17 protein-coding genes are annotated in these 22,592 nt (G+C 66.7%); 5 read left to right on the top strand and 12 right to left on the bottom strand.

The window, feature by feature from the left end; all coding sequences use genetic code 11:
• Window positions 1-9: 9 nt before the first annotated feature.
• The 3 genes from FFI87_RS17090 to FFI87_RS17080 form a co-directional block, all read right to left on the bottom strand.
• The gene (locus FFI87_RS17090) at window positions 10-1,458 is read right to left on the bottom strand and encodes an aldehyde dehydrogenase (protein WP_138849734.1); all 1,449 of its coding nucleotides are present in this window, start codon (window positions 1,456-1,458) and stop codon (window positions 10-12) included.
• A gap of 47 nt (window positions 1,459-1,505) precedes the next feature.
• Entirely contained in the window at window positions 1,506-2,336 is an 831-nt protein-coding gene (locus FFI87_RS17085; RefSeq protein WP_011659856.1) for a p-hydroxycinnamoyl CoA hydratase/lyase, read from the bottom strand.
• Between the two features lie 224 nt (window positions 2,337-2,560).
• Window positions 2,561-3,088, bottom strand: a complete 528-nt coding sequence (locus FFI87_RS17080) for a MarR family winged helix-turn-helix transcriptional regulator (protein ID WP_138849735.1) — start codon at window positions 3,086-3,088, stop codon at window positions 2,561-2,563.
• Window positions 3,089-3,319: 231 nt separating this feature from the next.
• On the opposite strand from FFI87_RS17080, the gene FFI87_RS17075 reads away from it, so the two are divergent.
• From FFI87_RS17075 to FFI87_RS17065, 3 genes are read left to right on the top strand one after another with little or no spacing between them, the layout of a single operon-like run.
• A complete protein-coding gene (locus FFI87_RS17075; protein ID WP_138849736.1) occupies window positions 3,320-3,589 on the top strand; it encodes a PAAR domain-containing protein in 270 nt (89 codons plus the stop codon).
• Complete coding sequence (locus FFI87_RS17070) at window positions 3,590-7,444, top strand: type VI secretion system Vgr family protein (RefSeq protein WP_138849737.1); 3,855 nt, start codon at window positions 3,590-3,592, stop codon at window positions 7,442-7,444.
• Window positions 7,410-8,300 (top strand): hypothetical protein, encoded by an 891-nt coding sequence (locus FFI87_RS17065; protein WP_261378601.1) that lies wholly within the window; start codon window positions 7,410-7,412, stop codon window positions 8,298-8,300. Before FFI87_RS17070 ends, FFI87_RS17065 begins: the two co-directional genes overlap by 35 nt.
• 253 nt (window positions 8,301-8,553) lie before the next feature.
• Here FFI87_RS17065 and FFI87_RS17060 read toward each other — a convergent pair whose 3' ends face one another.
• The 8 genes from FFI87_RS17060 to FFI87_RS17020 all read right to left on the bottom strand — a co-directional run bounded on the left by FFI87_RS17060 (window position 8,554) and on the right by FFI87_RS17020 (window position 18,524).
• Complete coding sequence (locus tag FFI87_RS17060; protein ID WP_138849738.1) at window positions 8,554-9,453, bottom strand: SMP-30/gluconolactonase/LRE family protein; 900 nt, start codon at window positions 9,451-9,453, stop codon at window positions 8,554-8,556.
• A 50-nt stretch (window positions 9,454-9,503) separates the two neighbouring features.
• On the bottom strand, window positions 9,504-10,523 hold the full coding sequence (gene araH, locus FFI87_RS17055) for an L-arabinose ABC transporter permease AraH (protein WP_011659859.1): 1,020 nt from the start codon (window positions 10,521-10,523) through the stop codon (window positions 9,504-9,506).
• 35 nt (window positions 10,524-10,558) lie between these two features.
• A complete protein-coding gene (gene araG, locus FFI87_RS17050; RefSeq protein WP_012367123.1) occupies window positions 10,559-12,121 on the bottom strand; it encodes an L-arabinose ABC transporter ATP-binding protein AraG in 1,563 nt (520 codons plus the stop codon).
• Between the two features lie 20 nt (window positions 12,122-12,141).
• Window positions 12,142-13,146, bottom strand: a complete 1,005-nt coding sequence (locus tag FFI87_RS17045) for an arabinose ABC transporter substrate-binding protein (protein ID WP_012367124.1) — start codon at window positions 13,144-13,146, stop codon at window positions 12,142-12,144.
• 81 nt (window positions 13,147-13,227) lie between these two features.
• Entirely contained in the window at window positions 13,228-14,157 is a 930-nt protein-coding gene (locus FFI87_RS17040) for a Gfo/Idh/MocA family protein (protein ID WP_012367125.1), read from the bottom strand.
• Window positions 14,158-14,181: 24 nt separating this feature from the next.
• Window positions 14,182-15,111, bottom strand: coding sequence for a dihydrodipicolinate synthase family protein (locus tag FFI87_RS17035; protein WP_138849739.1), 930 nt, complete (start codon window positions 15,109-15,111; stop codon window positions 14,182-14,184).
• Between the two features lie 52 nt (window positions 15,112-15,163).
• Entirely contained in the window at window positions 15,164-16,522 is a 1,359-nt protein-coding gene (locus FFI87_RS17030; RefSeq protein ID WP_138849740.1) for an MFS transporter, read from the bottom strand.
• Between the two features lie 250 nt (window positions 16,523-16,772).
• Window positions 16,773-18,524: an IlvD/Edd family dehydratase gene (locus FFI87_RS17020; RefSeq protein ID WP_138849741.1), complete on the bottom strand. Its 1,752-nt coding sequence runs from the start codon at window positions 18,522-18,524 to the stop codon at window positions 16,773-16,775.
• 114 nt (window positions 18,525-18,638) lie between these two features.
• On the opposite strand from FFI87_RS17020, the gene FFI87_RS17015 reads away from it, so the two are divergent.
• Window positions 18,639-19,589, top strand: coding sequence for a LysR substrate-binding domain-containing protein (locus tag FFI87_RS17015; protein WP_138849742.1), 951 nt, complete (start codon window positions 18,639-18,641; stop codon window positions 19,587-19,589).
• 2 nt (window positions 19,590-19,591) lie between these two features.
• On the opposite strand, the gene FFI87_RS17010 is transcribed toward FFI87_RS17015, so the two are convergent.
• Window positions 19,592-20,068 (bottom strand): OsmC family protein, encoded by a 477-nt coding sequence (locus FFI87_RS17010; protein ID WP_012367129.1) that lies wholly within the window; start codon window positions 20,066-20,068, stop codon window positions 19,592-19,594.
• Between the two features lie 409 nt (window positions 20,069-20,477).
• On the opposite strand from FFI87_RS17010, the gene FFI87_RS17000 reads away from it, so the two are divergent.
• Entirely contained in the window at window positions 20,478-22,583 is a 2,106-nt protein-coding gene (locus FFI87_RS17000; protein WP_138849743.1) for a TonB-dependent siderophore receptor, read from the top strand.
• The last annotated feature ends 9 nt before the right edge of the window (window positions 22,584-22,592 follow it).

The following is a 22,592-nucleotide window of genomic DNA, read 5'->3' as shown; positions in this document are numbered from 1 at the left end:
TGGCCTCGCTCATATGGGGTAATGCCGCGGCGTGGTCTGCACGGTGATCCAGCGCAGCTCGGTGAATTCGGCGATCGACGCACGGCTGCCGAAGCGGCCGTAACCGCTCGCCTTGGTGCCGCCGAACGGCATCTGCGCCTCGTCGTGCACGGTCGGCCCGTTGATGTGGCAGATCCCCGACTCGATCCGTCGCGCGAGCGTCATCGCCCGTGCGATATCGCGGCTGAACACGCTCGCCGACAGCCCGAACTCGCTGTCGTTCGCGAGCGCGACCGCTTGGTCGTCGCTGTCCGCGCGCAGGATCGCGACCACCGGCGCGAACGATTCCTCGCGATAGAGCCGCATGTCGCGCGTGACGCCGTCGACGATCGCCGGCTGCATCGTCGCGCCGTCGATCCGGCAGCCGAGCGGCAAGCGCGCGCCGTGCGCACGGGCATCCTCGACGAGCGACGCCGCGCGCGCGGCCGCCGCCGCGTCGACCATCGTGCCGAGCGGATGGCCGGCCAGCGGATCGCCGGCGACCAGCGTGCGCGCCTTCGCGGCCAACCGTTCGACGAGCGCATCGGCGATCGGCCGCGCGACGATCACGCGCTCGGTCGACATGCAGATCTGCCCCTGGTTGAAGAAAGCGCCGAATGCGATCGCGTCGACGGCTGCGTCGACATCCGCGTCGTCGAGCACGAGCACCGGCGCCTTGCCGCCGAGTTCGAGCAGCACGGGTTTCAGGTGCGCGGCCGCGTGGCGCGCGATGATGCGCCCGACGTGCGTCGACCCGGTGAAGTTGATCCGCTTCACGTGCGGATGCGCGATCAGCCGCTCGACGAGTTCCGGCGCATCGGCCGCCGCGTGCGTGATCACGTTGACGACGCCCGCGCCGAGCCCGGCGTCGTCCAGCACCGCGCCGATCAGCGCGTGCACGCCCGGGCACGCTTCGGACGCCTTCAGCACGACCGTGTTGCCGCACGCGAGCGGCATCGCCAGCGCGCGCGTGCCGAGGATCACCGGCGCATTCCACGGCGCGATGCCGAGCACCACGCCGCACGGCACGCGCATCGCGAGCGCGAGATTGCCGGGCACGTCGGACGGGATCACGTCGCCGTCGATCTGGGTGGTCATCGACGCGGCCTCGCGCAGCATGTTCGCCGCGAGCGTCACGTTGAAGCCGAGCCAGCCGGGCGTCGCGCCGGTTTCGGCGACGCCGGTCGCGATGAATTCGTCGATGCGCGCGTCCATCAGGTCGGCCGCCTTCAGCAGCCGGCGGCGCCGCTCGGTCGGCGCGAGGGCCGCCCAGGCGGGAAACGCGCGGTGCGCGGCGTCGATCGCCGCGTCGGCGTCGGCCGGGCCGGCCGCCGGCGCGCGCGACGCAAGCGCGCCCGTCGCGGGGTTGAATCGGTCGAAGGTTCGCCCGTCGCGGGCGGTGCACCACTCGCCCGCGATCAGCATCCGTCTGTCGGTCATGTCGTCTCCTGCCTTGCCTGTCTCTTGTGGTTGCGTCGGCGGTGATGTCAGCGTTTGTATGCCTGCAGGCCCGGCTTGATCGCCTTGTCGTCGAGGAACTGCTTCAGCCCCTGCTCGCGGCCGCGCTCCGGATCGCGCAACTGCGCCTGGTCGAGCTTCGCATACAGATAATCCTCGCATTGCTCCCACGTGAGTTCGCGCGAACGCTTGAAGCCATGCTTCGCCGCGCGCAGCACGACCGGGTTCTTGTCCATCAGCCGCGCGGCGAGCGCGATCGTCGCGTCGCGCAGCCCGGCCAGCGGCACGCTGCTGTTCACGAGGCCCATTTCCGCCGCCTCGACGCCGGTGAACGTGTCGCCGGTCATGATGTAGTGCAGCGCGCGGCGATGCCCGACCGTGTCCGCCATCGCCTTGCTGACGAGGTTGCCCGGCGGGATGCCCCAGTTGATCTCCGACAGCCCGAACACCGCTTCGTCCGCCGCGATCGCGAGGTCGCACGCGACGAGCGGCGAGAACCCGCCGCCGAAGCACCAGCCGTTCACCATCGCGATCGTCGGCTTGTTGTACATCCGCAGACGGCGCCACTGCCATTCCGATGCGTCACGCCGCACCTTTTCCTGCAGCGCGTCGGAGCCGCCGTCGATCTCGCGGAAATATTCCTTCAGATCCATGCCGGCCGTCCATGCGCTGCCCGCGCCGGTCAGCACCAGCACCTTCGCGTCGTCGTCGAACTCGATCGCGTCGAGCACCTGCAGCATTTCCTGGTTCAGCGTCGGGCTCATCGCGTTGCGCTTGTCCGGACGGTTCAGCGTCACCCACGCGATGCCGGCCTCCACGTTCACTTCAACGGTCTGCCAGCGGTTGTCGTACTTGCTCATGTCTGTTCCTGTCGTTCGTTCCTGTGCGATTCGGTGCGCAGCATTCCTGCTGCGGACGACTTCATTTAATATCAGGCTACCTGATATTGCAAGCGGCACGAGCGCCGGTGTAAACCCGGAGCGCAAAGCGGGGGAAACGACGGAATCGGGGAACGGTCAGGCGACCGGCGCAGCGAACGCGGGCCGTGCGGCCCGCGCCGTGAAGGCTCGAAAAGGGGGGGCGGTCAGCCGCGCAGGTTGCGCGAGAACAGTTCGAGCGCGCGCTGCACGTGCGCGGCGTCGTCGGCGGAGATGTCGCCGAGCATGCGCGTCTCGAGCGGGCGCAGCACGGCCTCGCATTCACGCAGCATCGCCGCGCCTGCGTCGGTCAGCGTCAGCAGGATGATGCGGCCGTGCGACGGGTCGGCCTCGCGTGTGACGAAACCGCGGGTGGCCATCACGCTCATCACCTCGTTCGCCGATTGCGGCGTGATCCATGAGCGTTCGGCCAGTTGCGCATTCGACGACGCGCCGCGCGCCTCGAGCACCGACAGCGCCGTGTATTGCGCGAGCGTGATGCCGAGCGGTGCGAGCGCGTCGGTCATATGCCGGCGCAGCAGCCGGTCGAGACCGCCGATCACGTAGGTCAGGCGCTGCGGCGCGCGCGCCTTCGGCTTGTCGCCCGTCGCGCGGGCGGCGTTCTTCGCGGTGTTCTTCGCGGTGTTCTTCGCGGTGTTCTTCGGCTGCGCGGGCTTGGTCGGTGCGGAACTCATGGTGCGGGCGGGATGGAATTGCGGGCCATCTTACCAGCAGGCAGGGGGGTGAACGCATCGTCATGACATCGCGCTCGGCATGCCTTCACGCGCCCGACTACCTCGTATAAGTACGAATCCATACGTCGGTATACCAATTAAATTTCCGAAAGAAGCCGATTCCTATCTTGAAAATTGTGCAGCCCGTCGTGACGAGGTAAAAGGACGGCTTCATTGTTCGCACGACTATCGATGAAAAACGCACAAGGCCGTGAGATGGTCCGCCTGGGAGACGCCACCGATCATGGCGGCATCGTCGCCGAAGCGGCCGATGACCTGAAACATCTCGGCGTCGGGGTGGCGCTCGACGGCCACGGCGTGACGTGCCCGAAATGCGGCGGCATGTTTCCGCTGCTGGCAAGCGGGCCGCGCACGCACCGGGGGCGGCGTGTCGCTTATCGTGGCGACGCAACCGGCTGCGGCGCAATCGTCATTGGCCCACGAGCCCCAGGGGCGGAATGAATGGCGATTTTTGCTCAGGACCGCACGCTTTCGATCGCCGGCGCATCGTTGCCGACCTGGGGGATGGACGCACTACCGGTCTTCGCTCCAGTCCGCTTGCAAGGCACCGAAACCATTGGCTGTCTCGATGCATGCCGCTACCTCGTCACGCTCCGAACCGACGACGCCTATGCGTTCTCCCCCAGTCACGCGGCCGATGTCGATCTGGACAAGATCGTCGGCACGGAAGTGACGGTGTCGATCCAGCTCGAAGGCAGAGGGCGGCTCATTCCGGAGCTGGTCGGCGCCGCTGGACACGACAACACGGGCGCCGGAACGCGTGAGATCAGCGGATTGGTCGAAGCGGCACGAGTGGCCGGACAGGATCGCGATGCGATTCTGTACGAACTGGAGCTGCGCCCGTGGCTCTATCGCGCGGCGCTGACGCAGGATTGCCGTCTGTTCCAGGACATGACCGTCGTCGACGTCACCGACGCGGTACTCGCGAAATATCCGTATCCCGTCGACAAGCGCCTGGGCGCATTCCGGGGCGCCTATCCGACACGCGACGTGCAGCGGCAGGCGTTCGAATCGGATTGGGCATTCCTGCAACGCCTCTGGGAAGAATGGGGAATCTGGTGGTGGTTCGAACACGACGGCGGTCGTCATCGTCTGGTCTTGTGTGACTCCATGGGCGGTCATCGGCCCCATCGTGCCGCTTACGCGACGTTGCGCTATCGACCGCCCGGCGCGCAGCGCATCGACGAGGAACACATCCACACGCTGTCCGTGACCAGCCGTCTGACGCCGGGCGGCGTGAGCGTGACAGACTACGACTACACGCGCCCGCGGGCGGATCTGGCCGCGACGGTGGAAGACCCTCGCCCGAGCGCAAGCGCCGACGGCGAGATCTACGGCTGGGGCGATTACAGTCAGCCGCTCGCGGGCGCGTCAGGGCTGACGGGTCAACCGAACGATACGGAGCGCGAGGCGCGGCACTTCGCGCGCGTGCAGCTGGAGGCGCAGCGTTGCAAGGGGCTGCGCGCAAACGGGCAAGGGAACCTGCGCGGCCTCGCGGTCGGGCATACCTTTACATTGACCGGCTATCCGCAGCAGGCGGCAAATCGCGAGTACCTCGTCGTATCGTGCACGCTCGATATCGAGGCCGTCGCGCAGCGCACCAGTGACGAGCAGGCCTGTCGCGTCGATGCGCAATTCGAACTGTTGCCGACGAACGAGCCGTTCCGGTTGGCGCGCAGTGTCCGTAAGCCGATCCTGAGCGGGCCCGAGCAAGCGACCGTCGTCGGTCCGGCCGGACAGGAAGTCTGGACGGACCGATACGGCCGCGTAAAGGTGCAATTCGCGTGGGACCGGCAGGGCACGCACGACGAGCATTCCGGTATCTGGCTGCGCGTGCTGTCGCCGTGGCAAGGCATGGACGTGGGGGCGACGTTCGTCCCGCGCATCGGTCATGAGGTCGCGGTGTCGCACTACCATGGCGACCCCGATTTGCCGGTGATTATCGGCAGCGCGGTCAACGCATTCCGACAGCCTGCGCTCGATCTGCCGCACAACCATGCGATGTCCGTGATCCGGGGACGGGAATTTCACGGTACCGCATCCGGTCATCTCGCGATCGACGACACGCAGGAACAAATCCAGACGCAGATCGCGAGCGATGCCGGCGCGTCTGTGCTGAGCTTGGGCAACCTTCGCCGTATCACGCGCAAGAACGGGCGTGCGGATGCACGCGGCAAGGGCTTCGATCTTCGCACCGACGATTGGGGCGTGGTGCGTGCGTTGAAGGGCTTGCTGGTGTCGACCGACGGCCAACCGGGCGGCCCCGGTCACGCGAAGGCCGCCAAAGAGGCTGTCAGCCGGCTGACGCAGGCGCGCGATCTGCAGAAAAGCCTGACGGATCTGGCGCAACGGCACGACGCGCAACCACCGGGCGCCGATCAGAGCGACGTCCCTCGGGCGATCAACGCGCGTAACGAAGCAATTCGGGGCACGCCGTCCGGTGGCGCGGACCACTTTCCGGAACTGGCCGAACCCGACATCGTACTGACCGCTTCGGCCGGAATCAGCATGGCGGCCGAGCGGAGCACGCATATCGCAAGCAGCGAGGATGTGGCGGTGACGAGCGGCCGGCATGTCGGTATCGCGGTGGGGCGTTCGTTGTTTGCGAGCGTGTCGAATGCGTTTTCGCTGTTCGTGCACAAGGCGGGCATGGCGCTCGTCGCCGCTGCGGGGAAAGTGCGGATCGACGCGCAGACCGATGGCGTCGACGTCACCGCCAGGAAGGCAATCCGGCTCACGAGCACGGCTGACACCATTCATTTGCATGCGGCCAAGGAAATCGTGCTGCACGCCGGCAGGACGGAGGTACGCATCAGCGATCGGGGATATGTGGTGCGAACAGCAGGCGAGCATACGATCCATGCTGGCAGTCATCAGACCGATCATGCACAGGTGCGACCGATGCACGTGCCGGTCACGCCGGAACACCCCGGGCGATACGCCGCGCAGTTTGTGCTGCTGGAGCACGGCAGCGGATTTGCTCTGCCGAACCAGCCGTACCGGATCACGCTGGACAACGGACGCGTGGTCGACGGGGTGAGCAACGAACTGGGCGAAACGGACGTGGTGACGAGCCATGACATCGCGTTCGGCACGGTGGAGCTGCTGGCGGCGAGCGCGACGGACAAGGTGATTGCGGTAAACCAGGCCGCCATCGTGCGCGAGAACACGGCGCCCTACACCGTCAGGGCGCCGAATGCCGACAAGCGCACGGCGACGATCAGGGGTAGGGAGGTCAGCACCCCGGAACGGGGGGCTACGTCCGGCAGCCAGCGGCCAGCATTCGCCGCATGCGATCCGCTCAACTTCGGGTTGCGCTTCCATCACTTCATCGGCGGAGCGAAACAGGGCGATACGCCGCTCGATATGCCGGTGCGCCGGGATGTCGAGTATCCAGTGACGAAGGCTTATACGGCGGCGATCAAGAAGGCGCTCAAGGGGATTGGGTGGGGTAGGTTCAATACGTCGAGTGGAGAGATATCGGATGAGGCAAAGGAAAGTATCGCGCTTGCGGTTGGCAATGTATTGAATACCGCCCTTGCGGCGGGGCCGTATGGATTGCCAAGAGGTTCTTCAGGTGACCAGATGAGGTCAAATGGCGGATTTCCCAAGTTCGATATTGTTAATGAAAAGGAAGGTCAGTCCCGATACAACATGCGCTCGGATGTAAGTGCATCGTTTTCCACATTAAGGTGGACGATAGTCGTTCAAGAGGCAGAAATCAGGAAGATCATGGCGGCGAGAAAAAATGATGCCGCCTTGGATGGCACCCTGAAGACGCTCGCAGACACGCTTTATCACGAAGCGCGACATTGTCAGCAAACATTCTGGATGATGGCCCTGCTTCAACAACATTCGAGCGACTATGCGATGTTCTCGAGTGCAATGCACGTATACAAGACCAACTGTCCAAAAGAGATTTTTGAGGCCGCAGCGAAAACAAAAATTCCCGAGGATGCACGGATTGCCACGGGACTTCATCGCATGTTGATTTTCCACTATTACTGGATGATTTCGTACATGCAAAATCAGCCACGCGGAGCCTATGTAAAGCCCGACGTGCCGATTGCACAGGCCGAGGTGTGCAAGTTGTTGAGAGTGTCGCCGGAAACGGCGGCCAAGATGGCGAGTTTCGAAGACGGATACCGGAGCCAGTTACATGAAGAAGATGCTTATGCGTGTGCGGAAGTGGTGCAAGCCTATTGGGATCGTCCTGATCGTGCTTTCGTGCGTAACCCCGGCACATGCACAGGAGAATACGATGCTTCACTTCACGCCATTGGGCGAGGGATTTGAAATGCAGGCGACAGACGAAGAGCAGCGTGTCGTGCTGCGCACCATTCTCAAAACAGCAATGGCGATCCTGCGTGACGATGCGCCGTACGATCCGAAACATATTGTCTTTGGAACAAACTACACGACGTGGACGCACCATCCTGCAAAAGGGTTTCTTTATAAATACCAAAATCGCGCGCTACGGGGTACGAAGATTGAGTTTTCCACAGGCGACGACCCAGAGGACAACAGCGACAATCGAGATAAAGTAAAAATTGTCCCGGCCGGAGTAAGAATTGTCCTTGACGCAAGGGCTGCCAGCCTGTCGGACACGGAAATCAAATCGCTTCTCCAACTAGAGGACTATTGGGTTGATGGGAATGGGCGACGTGAATACGGAAATCAGGTTGGTGGACATACTCCGAGCGAACCGAATTTGGAAGGTTATCGGTATCGATCGAAAGATGTTCCCGGCAGTAAATTTCCGGTAGATGTTTCACTTTTTTACGTCATATCCCCCGACGGGTCATCTCCGCCCTTCCTTGATGAAGTTAGGATAAGCCGCGCATACAAAATCCTGACGCCTGAGGAACGCAAGCAACGCCGTCTCGAAGAGCAACAAGCGAAGCGGCAGAAATATGGGGAAATGAATCTGTGCACGGGCATGCTCTGCCCTGAAACGGGGATATGGCAGGGATACAGCAAAACATCGGAGTCCCATCGGTTACTGGTGCGAAAAGGGCAAAAATTCCCTGACGTTCGCAAGTTGACCTCTTGGGAGCAAGCACAACGAGAGCAATACACGAACCTCTTTGAACCCGGCCGATGGATGTGGTTGGAGGAATACGGCAACCCGCGGTGGACAGAGGAAGGATAACGTCCCGCCCGAGTTAGCCATGCGCACAGCGCGATCAGCTCTCCGCGCGGCGTTCACCACGCCGTGGACGCGCAGCGCCCGAACTCAGCTCATTGCGTAGCATTGGTCGAACGGGTGCGTGCAGTACGCCACGGAATCCAATCAAGCGTGACGCAGAATGACGAGGGCCGCTCAATCGAGTGCAAGACGTCTCTTCCGGACCAACCGTATCCATTCCCGCTAGCCGAGACGAACCAGCGTCGATACCGGCTATTCACCTGGCGGGCATCCCCGCAAACCGCGCCGTCGGCAGCCCCGCATGACGCGTCTGCGCGACGAACACGCCGCCGGCATCGGCATCGCTCGCCAGCGCGTCGTCACTCAGCCCAACACGCGCACTCGTCACGTACAGCCGACCTTCGCCATCAAGCGCCACGCAGCTCGGCTGCGCGGTCGGCACCGCCACGCGGTCCGTCTCGACGCCGTCCGGCCCGTAGCGCACGACCCGCCGGCCGCCCCACTGCGCGTTCCACAGGCCGCCGTCGCGATCCATCGTCGAGCCGTCCGGGTCGCCGTCCGCATCGGTCAGCCGCGCGAACGGCCGCACGTTCGCGACATCGCCGTCCGCGCGGTAATCGCACACGAGGATCTCGCGCACCATCGAATCGCAGAACGTCATCTTCGAGCCGTCCGGCGAGAACGCGATGCTGTTCGCGATCGCGGCCGCCGGCAATGCAAGCCGTTCGAGCGTGAGGTCGGGATTGAGCCGGTAGAACCTGCCGACCGCGCGCGGCGGGTCGCCGCCTTCGTCCTTCATCCCGAACACGAATGCGCCAAACGGATCGCAGCGGCCGTCGTTCAGCCGCGTCGGTAGATCGGGCTCGACGTCGACGATGCGCGTGAACGCGCCGCTGCGCAGATCGAAGAACGCGAGATGCGTCGCGAGCCCGACGAGCACCACGTCCGGCGCGTTCGTCAGCGCGAAGCACGCGAGCCGCTCGGGCATCGGCCAGTGCGCGAGGCCCGAACCGTCCGCGCGGCAACGCCACAGCCGCGCGCCTTCGATGTCCGTCCAGTACAGCGAGCGCGTCGCGTCGCACCACGTCGCGCCTTCGCCGAGCGCGTTGCGGCTGTCGACCAGCAGCGCTGCCGCGCCCGGATGAATCTGTTGCATGCCGTCTCCCGATATCTGTCGTATTCGCTCGCGGCCGCGCATTCGCCAGGTCAGATCTTCATCGCGCGCCGCTGGTTGCGACGATACTGGTCGAACAGCACCGCGAGCAACAGAATTCCGCCGCGTATCAGATATTGGTAAAAGGTCGGCACGTTCAACAGGCTCATCGCGTCCTGCACGGAACCCATGATCAGCACGCCGACCAGCACGCCGGAGATCGTCGCGACGCCGCCCGTCAGCGACACGCCGCCGAGCACGCACGCGGAGATCACGCCGAGCTCGAGGCCGACCGACGTCTTCGGGTCGCCGAGGCTCATCCGCGACGCGAGCATCACACCGGCGAAGCCGGTCACGAGCCCCTGCAGCACGAACACCGCGATCTTGATGCGCATCACCGGCAGCCCCGCGAGCAGCGCGGCCTCGCCGTTGCCGCCGACGGCCAGCACGTTCTTGCCGAACACCGTCTTGCGCAGCAGGAAGCCGAACACGACGAAGCCGACGATGTTGCTCCAGATCGGGTACGAGATGCCGAGGAACGAGCCGGCGCCGAGTTCGAAGAAGCGCTCCTCGGAGATCATCACCGCGTCGCCGTTCGACGTGATGAACGCGAGCCCGCGCACGACTTCCATCATCGCGAGCGTGACGATCAGCGAATTGATCCGCCAGCGCGCGATCAGCACGCCGTTCACGAGCCCGACCGCGCCGCCCGCGAGGATGCCGGCCACGGTGCCGAACACGACGCTGTGCGTCGCGGTGATCAGCGTCGACGCGACCACGCCCGAGAACGCGACGATCGACGCGACCGACAGGTCGACTTCGCCGAGCGCGAGCACGAACATCATCGTCACCGCGATCGAACCGATCAGCGTGACCGACAGCAAGAGGCCCTGGATGTTGCGCGGCGTGAGGAAGTCCGGCACGGTCAGCGACAGCGTCGCGAACAGCACGAGAAACACCATCACGATGCCGGAGCGGTTGATCAGTTGCCACACGCCGCCGCGCGCTCGCGCGGGCGCGGCCGTGGCATCCGGGGACGGGGAAGTGCGTTGGGGTTGCATTGCCTGGCTCATATCAGTTCAGTTGCTTTCCGGTTGACTGCACGGCGCTAGCGCGGCAGCGCGAGCTTGATCAGCGCGTCGGGCGTCGCCTGCGCCTTCGCGACTTCGCCCGCGATCCGTCCTTCCTTCATCACGATGATCCGGTCCGACACGCCGATCACCTCGGCCAGGTCGCTCGACACGAGGATCACCGTGCGGCCCGCTTCCGCGAGTTCGTAGAACAGGTTGTAGATTTCCGCGCGCGCGCCAACGTCGATGCCGCGCGTCGGCTCGTCCATCAGGAACACGTCGATGCGCTCGGCCAGCCAGCGCGCGAGCACGACCTTCTGCTGGTTGCCGCCCGACAGCGCGCCGATCGGCGTGTCGCCATCGGGGGTCTTGATCGCGAGCCGCTCGATGTAGCGTTGCGCGAGGTCGCGTTCGCGCCGCGCGTCGAGCAGCACGCGCGCCGGGCTGAAATGACGGCGCGCGCTGATGTTCAGGTTGTCGGCCACCGACGCGATCGCGACGATGCCTTCCTGCTTGCGATCCTCCGGGCACAGCGCGATGCCCGCGCGCACCGCGTGGCGCGGGCTCGAAAACGCGACGCGCTTGCCGCCCAGCTCGACGTGGCCGCCGCTCGGGCGCGTCGCGCCGTACAGCAGCTTCATCAGCTCCGAGCGGCCAGCGCCGACGAGCCCGAAGAAGCCGACGATCTCGCCGCGGCGCGCGGCGAACGACACCGGCTCGGACAAGCCGGGCCCGGTGAGTTCCTTCGCCTCGATCATCACGTCGCCGGCCGTGCGCGGCCGGTAGCCGTACACGTCCTCGATCGAGCGGCCGACCATGCAGCCGATCAGCTGGTCGCGATCGAGGTCGGCGACCGATTCGAACGTCTCGATCCGGCGGCCGTCGCGGAACACCGTCACGCGGTCGCACAGCGCGTCGACTTCCTCCATCCGGTGCGTGACGTAGATGATCGCGCGCCCTTCCGCGCGCAGCGAACGGATGATCCGGAACAGCTGCGTCGTCTCGCGCGCGGACAGCGAGCTCGTCGGTTCGTCGAACGCGATCACGCGCGCGTCGCGCATCAGCGCCTTGCCGATCTCGATCATCTGGCGCTGGCCGATCGACAAATACTTCACCGGGATGTCCGGATCGATGTGCTCGCCGAGGCGCTCCAGCGCATCGAGCGCACGCACCGCGAGCGCGCGCTCGTCGACCACGCCGAGCCGGCTCGGCAACTGCCCGAGCATCAGGTTCTCCGCGACCGTCAGCTCCGGCACCAGATGCAGCTCCTGGTAGATGATCGCGATGCCGGCCTCGAGCGCGGCGCGCGTCGACGCGAAGCGCTGCACCGTGCCGTTCAACGTCAGCGTGCCGGCCTGCGGCTGGTTCACGCCGGACAGCACTTTCAACAGCGTCGACTTGCCCGCGCCGTTCTCGCCCATCAGCCCGTGCACTTCGCCCGCACGCACCGACAGCGACACGGCATCGAGCGCGCGCACGCCCGGGAACGTCACCGTGATCCCGTCGAGCGCGAGCAGCGCGCCGCCGGGCGGCGGCGCGGCGGCGCCGCGCGTGGCCGCGTCATCGTTGCCGGACACGGCCGTGATCGTCTGCATCGTCATCGCGTCGTCGCCTCGCACGCTCAGATGCCGAGCTCGGCGCGCACGGCCTGCCAGTTCGCGCGCGTCATCAGCTTGCCGCTCGTCTGCGTGTCGGCCGGCGGCGTCTTGCCGTTGCGGATCCAGTCGACGAGGTTCTGCGTGCTGTCCTTGCCGTGGTTCGTCGAGCTGACGGCGATCGTCCCGTAGAAGCCGGTCGGCTCCTTCTTCTGGAATTCGGCAAAGGCTTCGCCCGCGCCGTTGATGCCGACGCCGATCACGTCGGCCGCCGGGATGTGCAGCTGTTCGGTCGCGCGCACCGCGCCGAGCACGGTTTCCTCGTTCAGCGCGTAAACCACCCACTTCTTCACGTTCGGATGGCGCGCGAGCACGGGCGCGGCGGCGCTGAAGCCGCCTTCGTCGTCGGTCGTCTTCTGCGGCGCGTCGAAGATGTTCTCCTTGCGGAAGCCGTTCGCGAGCAGCGCCTGCGTCGCGCCGTCGGTGCGCAGCTTCGCGGTCGGCAGCTCGTAGTTGGTGATGCGCAGCGCGCCGACTTCCTCAGGCTTCCAGCCGCGCCGCTTCATCTCGTCGGCGATCGCCTGGCCGACCTGGTTGCCGATCTTGATCGCCGACATCCCGAGATGCGGCACGTTCGACAGCGGCTTGCCGGTCGAGTCGACGAGCTGGTCGTCGACGGTCACGAACTTCATGTTGTAGCGCTTCGCGCGCGCGGCGATCGCCGGCCCGAGGCGCACGTCGGGCGCGCAGATCACGAAGCCCTGCGCGCCTTGCGAGCCGAGGTTGTCGATCGCGGCGAGCACCTTCTCGCCGTCCGGCGTGCCGATCTTCACGACCGAGAAGTTCTCCTTCTGGCCGAGCGAGGCGGCCGCGTTCTGCTCGTTGATGAACCATGCCTGCTCGGGCATCTTCACCAGGAAGCCGATCTTCAGCGGCGCGTCGGCATGCGCGGCGCCCTGCATCCCGAGCGGCGCGAGGCAAAGCGCGGCCAACAGTGCGCGCAGGGTGTGTCGGCGAGTCGTGCGGTTCATGCGGTGTCTCCTTGTATTGGCTTGGGTCTTCAACATTCGTCGTACACGGTCGCGCTCGCGATGAGGCGCGCCGGCACGTTTTCAGCGGCCGAACGCGTCGGTCCCGACGCGCCGCCCGAACAGGAACGCGTCGGCGACGAGGCGCAACGGCCGTACGTCGACGTCGCTTTCGCCGCGCGCAATCAGCGCGCGGAAGTGAGCATACAGCGCCGGATACTCGCGCTGCGGGCCGATCTCGACCGGCTCGCCGGCGATCGACAGTTGCGCGCCGCCGCGGCTGATCGCGAGCACGCCGTCCGACGTGTCGACCGCGATCTCCCATTGCTCGACGGGGCCGTGCCGCCAGTCGAATTCCGCGTGCACCGGCACGCCGTCCGTATCGGCGCAATCGAGTTCGGCCGCGATCGGTGTCTGCACGTCGCTCGGCACGTAGAGCGTCGCTTCGCGCAGCACGAGCTCGCGCGGCAGGATCCGCGTGACGATCGACAGCGCGTTGATGCCGGGATCGAACACGCCGAGGCCGCCCGGCTCCCAGATCCACTGCTGCCCCGGATGCCAGCGCCGCACGTCTTCCTTCCAGCGCACCTGCACCGCGCGGATCGTCCGCGTCGCGAGCCACGCGCGCGCCGGCTCCACCGCGCTCGCGCAGCGCGAATGCCAGGTCGCGAACAGCGTGAGGCCGCGTTCGCGCGCGAGCGCGTCCAGCGCGGCCACTTCGCCCAGCGTCGCGCCCGGCGGCTTCTCGAGCATCACGTGCTTGCCGGCTTCGAGCGCCGCGCGTGCCTGCGCGTAGCGCACCTGCGGCGGCGCGCACAGCGACACCGCCTCGAGTTCGGGCTCGGCGGCCAGCAGCGCACCCAGTTCCGGATAATTGCGCACGCCGTTGACTTCCGCGTGACGGCTCGCGCAGGCGGTCAGCGCGAAGCCCGGTTCGGCGGCGATCGCCGGCAAATGCTGGTCACGCGCGATCTTGCCGATCCCGATCACGCCCAGCGAAATCACCTTGCTCATCTGCGTTCCTCCTTCGCTACTCGGTCAGTGCGCCCAGCGCAGCACGAGCGGATCAAGCCGGCGCGCGATCGTAAGCAGCTCCGCGCGCGTGTCCGGATGCAGTTCCGGCATCGGATGCCGCGGCCGCTCGCACGCGATCACACCGCCTTCGCGCATCAGCGCCTTCGCGGTGAGAATGCCGGACTGGCGGTTCTCGTGATTGATCAGCGGCAGCCACGCCTGGTAGCGTGCGTACGCGTCGTCCTGCCGCCCTTCGCGCCACGCCTCGAGGATCGGCCGGATGCCGTCCGGATATGCGCCGCCCGTCATCGCGCCGGTCGCGCCGGCATGCAGGTCGGCGAGCAGCGTGATCGCCTCCTCGCCGTCCCACGGACCTTCGATCGCGTCGCCGCCGAGCCGGATCAGCTCGCGCAGCTTGTTCGCGGCGCCGGGCGTCTCGATCTTGAAGTACGAGACCTGCTCGATCTCGCGCGCCATCCGCGCCAGCAACGGCGCGGACAGCGCGGTGCCGCTCGCGGGCGCATCCTGGATCATGATCGGGATGTCGATCGCATCCGACACGCGCGCAAAGAAGTCGACGATCTGCGCTTCGGGCACGCGGAACGTCGCGCCGTGATACGGCGGCATTGTCATCACCATCGCCGCGCCGAGCTGCTGCGCGCGCAGGCAGCGCGCCGCGCATACCTGCGTGCTGTAGTGCGACGTCGTGACGATCACCGGCACGCGGCCGGCGACGTGTTCGAGGATCGTGCGCGTGAGCACGTCGCGTTCGTCATCGGTGATCGCAAATTGCTCGGAGAAGTTCGCGAGGATGCACAGCCCGTCCGAGCCCGCGTCGATCATGAAATCGACCGCGCGCTTCTGGCTCGCGAGGTCGAGCTCGCCGGTCTCGGAAAACGTCGTCGGGACGACGGGGAAGATGCCGCGATAGCGCGGTGTGCTGCTCGATGTCATGGTTCGGGTCCTGCGTCGGTCGAATCGGCGTTCAGCCGGAAAAACAAGGCGTTCAGGATTCGCGGGCGAATGCGCCCGCGGCCGGCTCGGGCGCGCGCAGCGCGGCCCGGACCACGAACGTCATCAGCACCGCGAACAACAGCGTCGCCGCGAGAAAGTACAGGCCGGCCGCGAGACTGCCGGTCGATGCCTTGATCAGGCCGATGCCGTACGGCCCGAAGTAGCCGCCGAGATTCGCGAGCGAATTGATCGCGGCGATGCCGACGGCCGCGCTCGTGCCGGTCAGGAATTCGCCGGGCAACGCCCACACGACGGCCTGGATCGAATAGAGCGAGAACGCGGTGAGGCAGATGAACGCGAACTGCAGCGCGGGCTGCTGCACCCATGCGCTCGCGGCCATCGTCACGGCGGCCGCCGCCGACACGACGACGATGTGCCAGTAGCGCTCGCGCTTGCGGTCCGAATGGCGCGGCACGACGAGCAGGCCGACCACCGCGAACAGATACGGCACCGCGGACAGCAGCCCGGTCGCCGCATCGCCGGCGCCGAATGCGTGGATGATCGTCGGCAGCCACAGCGACAGCCCGTAGATGCACAGCGGAAACGGCAGGAACAGCGCGGCGAGCAGCAGCACGCGGCGGTCGCGCAGCGCGGCGAGCGGATTGCCGTGCGAAGAAGGTCGATACGTGTCGCGGTCGGCGGCGAGTTGCCGCGCGATCCAGCGGCGTTGGTCGTCGTTCAGCCAGCGCGCATGCGCGGGCGACTCGGGCAGCAACCGCAGCGTCGGCCAGGCGAGCAGCACGGCCGGCAAGCCGCTGACGACGAACAACGTCTGCCAGTCCGACAGGCCGAACCAGCCGTGCGTCGACAGCAGCCACCCGGCGAGCGGGCCCGTCACGATGCCGGCGAGCGGCTGCGCGAGCACGAGCAGGCCGATCACGCGGGCCCGGTCGCGCATCGGGAACCATTGCGTGAGGAAGTACAGGATGCCGGGATAGAGGCCGGCTTCGGCCGCGCCGAGCAGGAAGCGCAGCACGTAGAAACTGGCCGGCCCCTGCACGAGCGCCATCGCGATCGTGATCACGCCCCAGGTCGCGAGGATGCGCGCGAACCACACGCGTGCGCCGAAGCGTCCGAGCGCGAGATTGCTCGGCACTTCGCACAGGAAGTAGCCGATGAAGAACAGTCCGGCGCCCAGGCCGTAGGCGGCATCGCCGAGGCCGATCGCCGCGTTCATGTGCAGCTTCGCGAAGCCGACGACCGTACGGTCGACGTAGGCGACCACGTAGATCAGCGCGAGGAACGGCACCAGCTTGCGCGTGAGCAGGCGGGTCAGTTGCCGTTCGTCGACGGCTGCTTGCGAATCGGACTGTTCCGCCATCGCGTGGGCGGGCGTGTACTGCGTCGTCATCTTGTCTCCTGTCGGCCACCGTTAGCGCTTTAGCGCTTACGGGGGTCCCATGCTTCGCGGTCGGCCACCGTTAGCGCTTTAGCGCTTACGGTGGCCCCATGCTTCGCGGTCGGCCACCGTTAGCGCTTTAGCGCTTACGGGGGTCCCATGCTTCGCGGTCGGCCACCGTTGGCGCTTTAGTGCTTACGGGGGCCCCATGCTTCACGGTCGGCCTCTGTTAGCGCTTTAGCGTTTGCGGGGGCCGTTTGTCTCAATGCGAATGGCTCGGCACGTCCGCGCCGCGCATGCCGACCAGGAAGTCCAGATCGCACCCCTCGTCGGCCTGCAGCACGTGATCGATATACAGCCGCGCGTAGCCGCCCTTGCCGAGCTGCGCGGCCACGCCCGGCGCCGCGGTCGGATCGACGTCCGACAGGCGGCGCTGCAGTTCGTCGTCCGGAATGTCCAGGTGCAGCGTGCCGGCCTCGCAGTCGAGCTCGATCCAGTCGCCGTTGCGCACGGCGGCCAGCGGCCCGCCCGCGGCCGCTTCCGGCGCGACGTGCAGCACCACCGTGCCGTACGCGGTGCCGCTCATCCGTGCATCGGAGATCCGCACCATGTCCTTCACGCCCTGGCGCAGCAGCTTCGGCGGCAGCCCCATGTTGCCGACCTCCGCCATCCCCGGATAACCGCGCGGCCCGCAGTTCTTCAGCACCATTACCGAACTCGCATCGACGTCGAGCGCTTCGTCGTTGATCGTCGCCTTGTAGTGCTCGAGATTTTCGAACACCACCGCGCGGCCGCGATGCTTCAGCAGCTCGGGGCTCGCCGCCGACGGCTTCAGCACCGCGCCGCGCGGCGCGAGATTGCCGCGCAGGATGCAGATCCCGCCGTCGGCGATCAGCGGCCGGTCGAGCGAGCGGATCACCTCGTCGTCGTAGTTCGGCGCTTCGCGCACGTTGTCCCACAGCGACTTGCCGTTGACGGTCAGCGCGTCCGGGTGCGGCAGCAGCCCGCCTTCGCCGAGCCGGCGCAGCACGGCCGGCAGGCCGCCAGCGTAATAGAACTCCTCCATCAGGAAGCGCCCGGACGGCATAAGGTCGACGATCGTCGGCGTGTCGCGGCCGATGCGCATCCAGTCCTCGAGCTCGAGCGGCACGCCGATGCGGCCCGCGATCGCCTTCAGGTGGATCACCGCGTTGGTCGAGCCGCCGATCGCCGCGTTCGCGCGGATCGCGTTCTCGAACGCCGCGCGCGTCAGCACCTTCGACAACACGAGCCCTTCGAGCGCCATCTCGACGATCCGGATGCCGGACATGTGCGCGAGCACGTAGCGGCGCGAATCGACGGCCGGGATCGCCGCGTTGTGCGGCAGCGCCACGCCGAGCGCCTCGGCCATGCACGCCATCGTCGACGCGGTGCCCATCGTGTTGCAGGTGCCAGCCGAGCGCGACATGCCGGCTTCGGCCGACAGGAAGTGATGCAGGTCGATCTCGCCCGCCTTCAGCGATTCGTGCAGTTGCCACACGGCGGTGCCCGAACCGATGTTCTTGCCCTCGAGCTTGCCGTTCAGCATCGGGCCGCCCGACACGACGATCGCCGGCACGTCGCAGCTCGCCGCGCCCATCAGCAGCGCGGGGGTCGTCTTGTCGCAGCCGGCGAGCAGCACGACCGCGTCGATCGGATTGCCGCGGATCGCTTCCTCGACGTCCATCGACGCCAGGTTGCGCGTGAGCATCGCCGACGGCCGCAGGTTCGATTCACCGTTCGAGAACACCGGGAACTCGACCGGGAACCCGCCCGCCTCGAAGATCCCGCGCTTCACGTGCTCGGCGAGCTTGCGGAAGTGCGCATTGCACGGCGTCAGCTCGGACCACGTGTTGCAGATGCCGATGATCGGCCGACCGTCGAACTCGTGATCGGGGATGCCCTGGTTCTTCATCCAGCTTCGGTACATGAAGCCGTTCTTGTCGTTCGTGCCGAACCATTGGGTGGAGCGCAGCCTGGGTTTTGTTGCCGACATCGTCAGTCCTGTGGTGACGGGATACCGGCGCAGTCTAGGCAGATTTTTGATAACTCGCTAATGACGTTTTAGGCGATTACGATATCGATTCCGATATCGATATAAACCCGTACCATGCTCGAAGCCAGCCCGTGGGGAAACCGCAGCCGCCTGAAGACGCGCCAGCTCCTGCTGGTCGTCGCGCTCGCCGACGAAGGCAGCATTCACCGCGCGGCAGCCGCGCTCAACATGACGCAGCCGGCCGCGTCGAAGCTGCTGCGCGAGCTCGAGGAATCGATCGGCGCGGTGCTGTTCGAGCGCCTGCCGCGCGGGATGCGCCCGACGCTGTACGGCGACGCGCTGATCCGCCACGCGCGCGCGGCGCTCGGCAGCCTCGACCAGGCGCGCGAGGAGCTGGCCGCGCTGAAGGCCGGCCATCTCGGGCATGTGGCGGTGGGTGCGATCACGTCGCCGGGGTTGCGGCTCGTGCCGCCGGCCGTCGCCGCGGTGAAGGGCACGCATGCGAACGTGCGCGTGTCCGTCGCGATTGACACGAGCAATGTGCTGCTCGAACACCTCGCGCAGGACAAGCTCGATATCGTGCTCGGCCGGCTGTCAGCCGAACACGACAAGCTGCACCTGCGCTACGAGCCGCTGACCGGCGAGCCGGTCGCGGCGGTCGTGCGGCCCGGCCATCCGCTGCTCGCGCAGGCGCCGTTGTCGCTCGCCGACGTGCAGCGTGCCGCGTGGGTCATGCCGCCGGCCGGCAGCGTGCTGCGCCACCGCTTCGAGCTCGTGTTCCAGCGCGCGAGCCTCGCGCCGCCCGCGAACGTCGTCGAGACGGCCGCGCTGCTGTTCATCACTCAGTTGATCGAGCAGAGCGACATGATCGCGGTGCTCGCGGAGGACGTCGCGCTGTACTACGCGCGACATGGCATCGTGTCGGTGCTGCCGCTGGAGATGGATTGCCGGATGGACGACTTCGGGATCATCACGCGCACCGACCGGCTGCATTCGCCGGCCGTCGCGGTGATGGCCGACGCGATCCGCACGGCCGCGCGGGAGGTGTACGGGGTCGCGTTGTAACGTCACGCCGCCGCGAATTCGATCACCGGTTCGCACCGGATCGGGAAGTTCACGGAGTTCGCGATATAGCACTTCGCATGCGCATCGTGATGCAGCCGCTCGGCCAGCTCGCGATCGTCGCCTGCGCGAATCGTCACGCGCGGATGCAGCACGATTTCGGTGAAGCGCCCCTGCTCGGGGCTGTCGAGCATCGCCCCTTCGGCGTCGTCGATGTAGGCAAGCACGCGGATGCCGGCTTCCGAGCAAAGATGCAGATACCAGAGCTTGTGGCACGCCGATGCCGACGCGAGCAGCAGATCCTCCGGATTCCAGCGCGCCGCATCGCCGCGAAACGCCGCGTCCGACGAGCCCGGAATGTCGGGCTTCGTACCCGCGCTGATCACATGATCGCGGCCGTATTCGCGGTACCCCGACGTGCCGGTTCCACGGTTGCCGGTCCACTCGACTGCCACGCGGTACTTGTGTTCGCCATGCGCCATCTCGCTCTCCTGTGCCATCGGATGTGATGGCCGCCATTGTGTCACCGGAATGCCCGGGCGCGAACGCAACGCCTGCGGCGCCCGCGCAATGACGGTCGCACATCTCGATTCGGCGCGACGCGTCGCGATGCGGCTCGTCGAAGGCAACTGAGGCAGTCCGGCGGCCGAGCGCGCGCTCGCGCATTTCCGGCCGCCACCCCGCCACGTGGCACGGCACGGGCACCGGTTCAGCCGCCCCGGCCGGACACTTGCACTCCCCCCGCCCCCAATGCAACAAGGTCAACTTACGATTGCAAATACATCTCATTTGCATTAGATTTCGGCGCGCAAATGAACTGTTTGGAACACGGATGCCGGCGCGAGACGGCCCGCGGTGCCCGAACGCGGACCAATCTCTGAAGGACAGGGTATGAGCAGGAAGAACTGGGCGGCCGCACCGATGGCCATCGTCGTCGGCACGGCCGGCCTGAGCGCCGCCGAGGCTCAGGAACTGTCGCTGCCTGCGATCGAAGTCTCCGGGCAGCGCACGACGGCGCCGTTTCGCGCGCCGGAATCGACGAGCGCGACGCGCACCGAGACGGACGTGATGGAGATTCCGTTCGCGGTCAGCAGCGTCGACAAGAAACTGATCCAGACCGTCGCCGCCACACGCGGCGAAGACCTGTACGACTGGGTCGCTGGCGTCGCGCGGCAAAACAACTTCGGCGGGCTGTGGGACAACTACGCGGTGCGCGGCTTCGCCGGCGACGGCAACACGTCCGGCACCGACTACCTCGTCAACGGCTTCTCGTGGAATCGCGGCATCAGCGTGCCGCGCGACACCGCCACGCTCGAGCGCATGGAAGTCCTCAAGGGGCCCGCGTCCGCGCTGTACGGCCGCGGCGATCCCGGCGGGCTCATCAGCTACACCACCAAGCAGCCGCAGTTCGCGCGCGCGAACACGATCGGCGTGTCGGCCGGCAGCTACGGCGCGCTGCGCGAGACGCTCGATTCGACCGGCCCCGTCACGAAGTCGCTCGCGTACCGCTTCATCGCGATGAACGAGGACAACGGCAGCTTCCGCGATACCGTGTCGAGCAAGCGCTACCTGTTCGCGCCGTCGTTCACGTGGGACATCGGCGCGGATACGACGCTCCACTACGAATTCGAGACCGCCCGCCAGCGCGCGCCGCTCGATCGCGGCGTGGTCGCGGTCAACGGGCAGCTCGGTGCGGTGCCCGCCTCGAGGTTCATGGGCGAGCCGCGCGACGGCGACTACGACGTGCGCAACTCGGGCCACCAGTTCACGCTCGAACATCGCTTCAATGCCGACTGGTCGGTCAACGCCGGCTTCGCGCAGCGCGACACCGACCTGTCCGGCCGCTCGTCCGAAGCGTTCGCGCTGCAGCCGGACGGGCGTACGCTGTGGCGCCGCTACCGGCAGGTCGCGTTTCACTCGAACGACGTGCAAGGGCGCGTCGAGGTGGCCGGCAAGGCCCGCACGGCCGGCATCGGCCATACGTTCGTGATGGGCGCCGACGCGTATCGCTTCAACTATGACCAGTTCGTGTCGCGCTCGACGCCGACGGCCGCGGCGCCGTATGCGATCGACATCTTCGATCCGGTCTACGGCCAGCCGGCGCCCGTGCCGCGCACCGCGACGAACCTGCTCGAGCGCGACGACGGCCAGGGCCTGTACGCACAGGACACGCTCGCGTTCGGGCCGCACTGGAAAGTGCTCGCCGGGCTGCGCTGGGACCGCTTTCACCAGTCGGTCGAGAACCGCCTGAAGGGCGCGACGACGACCCAGCTGCAAACGGCGCTGAGCCCGCGGCTCGGCATCGTGTACGAGGCCAGCTCCGCGCTGTCGCTCTACGCGAACACCGCGTATTCGTTCCGGCCGAACAACGGCGCCGACGTGAACGGCCGCGCGTTCGATCCGGAGAAGGGGCGCGGCTATGAGGCCGGCGTGAAATGGGCCGGCACGCGCTGGCTCGCGACCGTCGCCGCGTTCTACGTGAACAAGCGCAACGTGCTGACCGCCGATCCGGCGAACGCCGGGTTCTCGCGTGCGGCCGGCGAAGTACGCAGCCGCGGCGTCGAATTCGAATGGAACGGCGAACTCGGCCACGGGTTGCGCGGCATCGTCAACCTCGCGTACGTCGATGCGCAGGTCACGCACGACAGCGTGCTGACGCCGGGCGCACGCCTCGTCGACATTCCGCGGCTGAGCGGCAGCGCGCTGCTGATGTACGAAACCGCGCTGCCGCTCGTCGACAAGGCCGGCGCGGGCGCGGGCGTGATCTACGTCGGGCGCCGCGCGGGCAACACAGCGAACACGCAGGACGGCTTCGACCTGCCCGCTTACGCGACCGTGCAGCTCAACGGCTACGTGCAGGTCAACAAGCATCTGCGCGCGTCGGTCGTGCTGAACAACCTGTTCAATCGCACGTACTACGTCAGCTCGTACAACAGCCTGTGGGTCACGCCGGGCGCGCCGCGCAGCCTGTTCGCGTCGCTCGCGTATTCGTTCTAGAACCGACGG

Source organism: Burkholderia sp. KBS0801 (genome assembly GCF_005937855.2).
Taxonomy (GTDB): Bacteria; Pseudomonadota; Gammaproteobacteria; order Burkholderiales; family Burkholderiaceae; genus Burkholderia; species Burkholderia ambifaria.
The sequence above is the reverse complement of the archived record's forward strand: the minus strand, read 5'-3'. Positions and strand labels throughout refer to the sequence as shown.

Coding starts and splice junctions, on each gene's coding strand:
- FFI87_RS17090 (WP_138849734.1), bottom strand. CDS start 1,458: ATGACCGACAGACGGATGCTGATCGCGGGCGAGTGGTGCACCGCCCGC.
- FFI87_RS17085 (WP_011659856.1), bottom strand. CDS start 2,336: ATGAGCAAGTACGACAACCGCTGGCAGACCGTTGAAGTGAACGTGGAG.
- FFI87_RS17080 (WP_138849735.1), bottom strand. CDS start 3,088: ATGAGTTCCGCACCGACCAAGCCCGCGCAGCCGAAGAACACCGCGAAG.
- FFI87_RS17075 (WP_138849736.1), top strand. CDS start 3,320: ATGAAAAACGCACAAGGCCGTGAGATGGTCCGCCTGGGAGACGCCACC.
- FFI87_RS17070 (WP_138849737.1), top strand. CDS start 3,590: ATGGCGATTTTTGCTCAGGACCGCACGCTTTCGATCGCCGGCGCATCG.
- FFI87_RS17065 (WP_261378601.1), top strand. CDS start 7,410: ATGCTTCACTTCACGCCATTGGGCGAGGGATTTGAAATGCAGGCGACA.
- FFI87_RS17060 (WP_138849738.1), bottom strand. CDS start 9,453: ATGCAACAGATTCATCCGGGCGCGGCAGCGCTGCTGGTCGACAGCCGC.
- araH (WP_011659859.1), bottom strand. CDS start 10,523: ATGAGCCAGGCAATGCAACCCCAACGCACTTCCCCGTCCCCGGATGCC.
- araG (WP_012367123.1), bottom strand. CDS start 12,121: ATGACGATGCAGACGATCACGGCCGTGTCCGGCAACGATGACGCGGCC.
- FFI87_RS17045 (WP_012367124.1), bottom strand. CDS start 13,146: ATGAACCGCACGACTCGCCGACACACCCTGCGCGCACTGTTGGCCGCG.
- FFI87_RS17040 (WP_012367125.1), bottom strand. CDS start 14,157: ATGAGCAAGGTGATTTCGCTGGGCGTGATCGGGATCGGCAAGATCGCG.
- FFI87_RS17035 (WP_138849739.1), bottom strand. CDS start 15,111: ATGACATCGAGCAGCACACCGCGCTATCGCGGCATCTTCCCCGTCGTC.
- FFI87_RS17030 (WP_138849740.1), bottom strand. CDS start 16,522: ATGACGACGCAGTACACGCCCGCCCACGCGATGGCGGAACAGTCCGAT.
- FFI87_RS17020 (WP_138849741.1), bottom strand. CDS start 18,524: ATGTCGGCAACAAAACCCAGGCTGCGCTCCACCCAATGGTTCGGCACG.
- FFI87_RS17015 (WP_138849742.1), top strand. CDS start 18,639: ATGCTCGAAGCCAGCCCGTGGGGAAACCGCAGCCGCCTGAAGACGCGC.
- FFI87_RS17010 (WP_012367129.1), bottom strand. CDS start 20,068: ATGGCGCATGGCGAACACAAGTACCGCGTGGCAGTCGAGTGGACCGGC.
- FFI87_RS17000 (WP_138849743.1), top strand. CDS start 20,478: ATGAGCAGGAAGAACTGGGCGGCCGCACCGATGGCCATCGTCGTCGGC.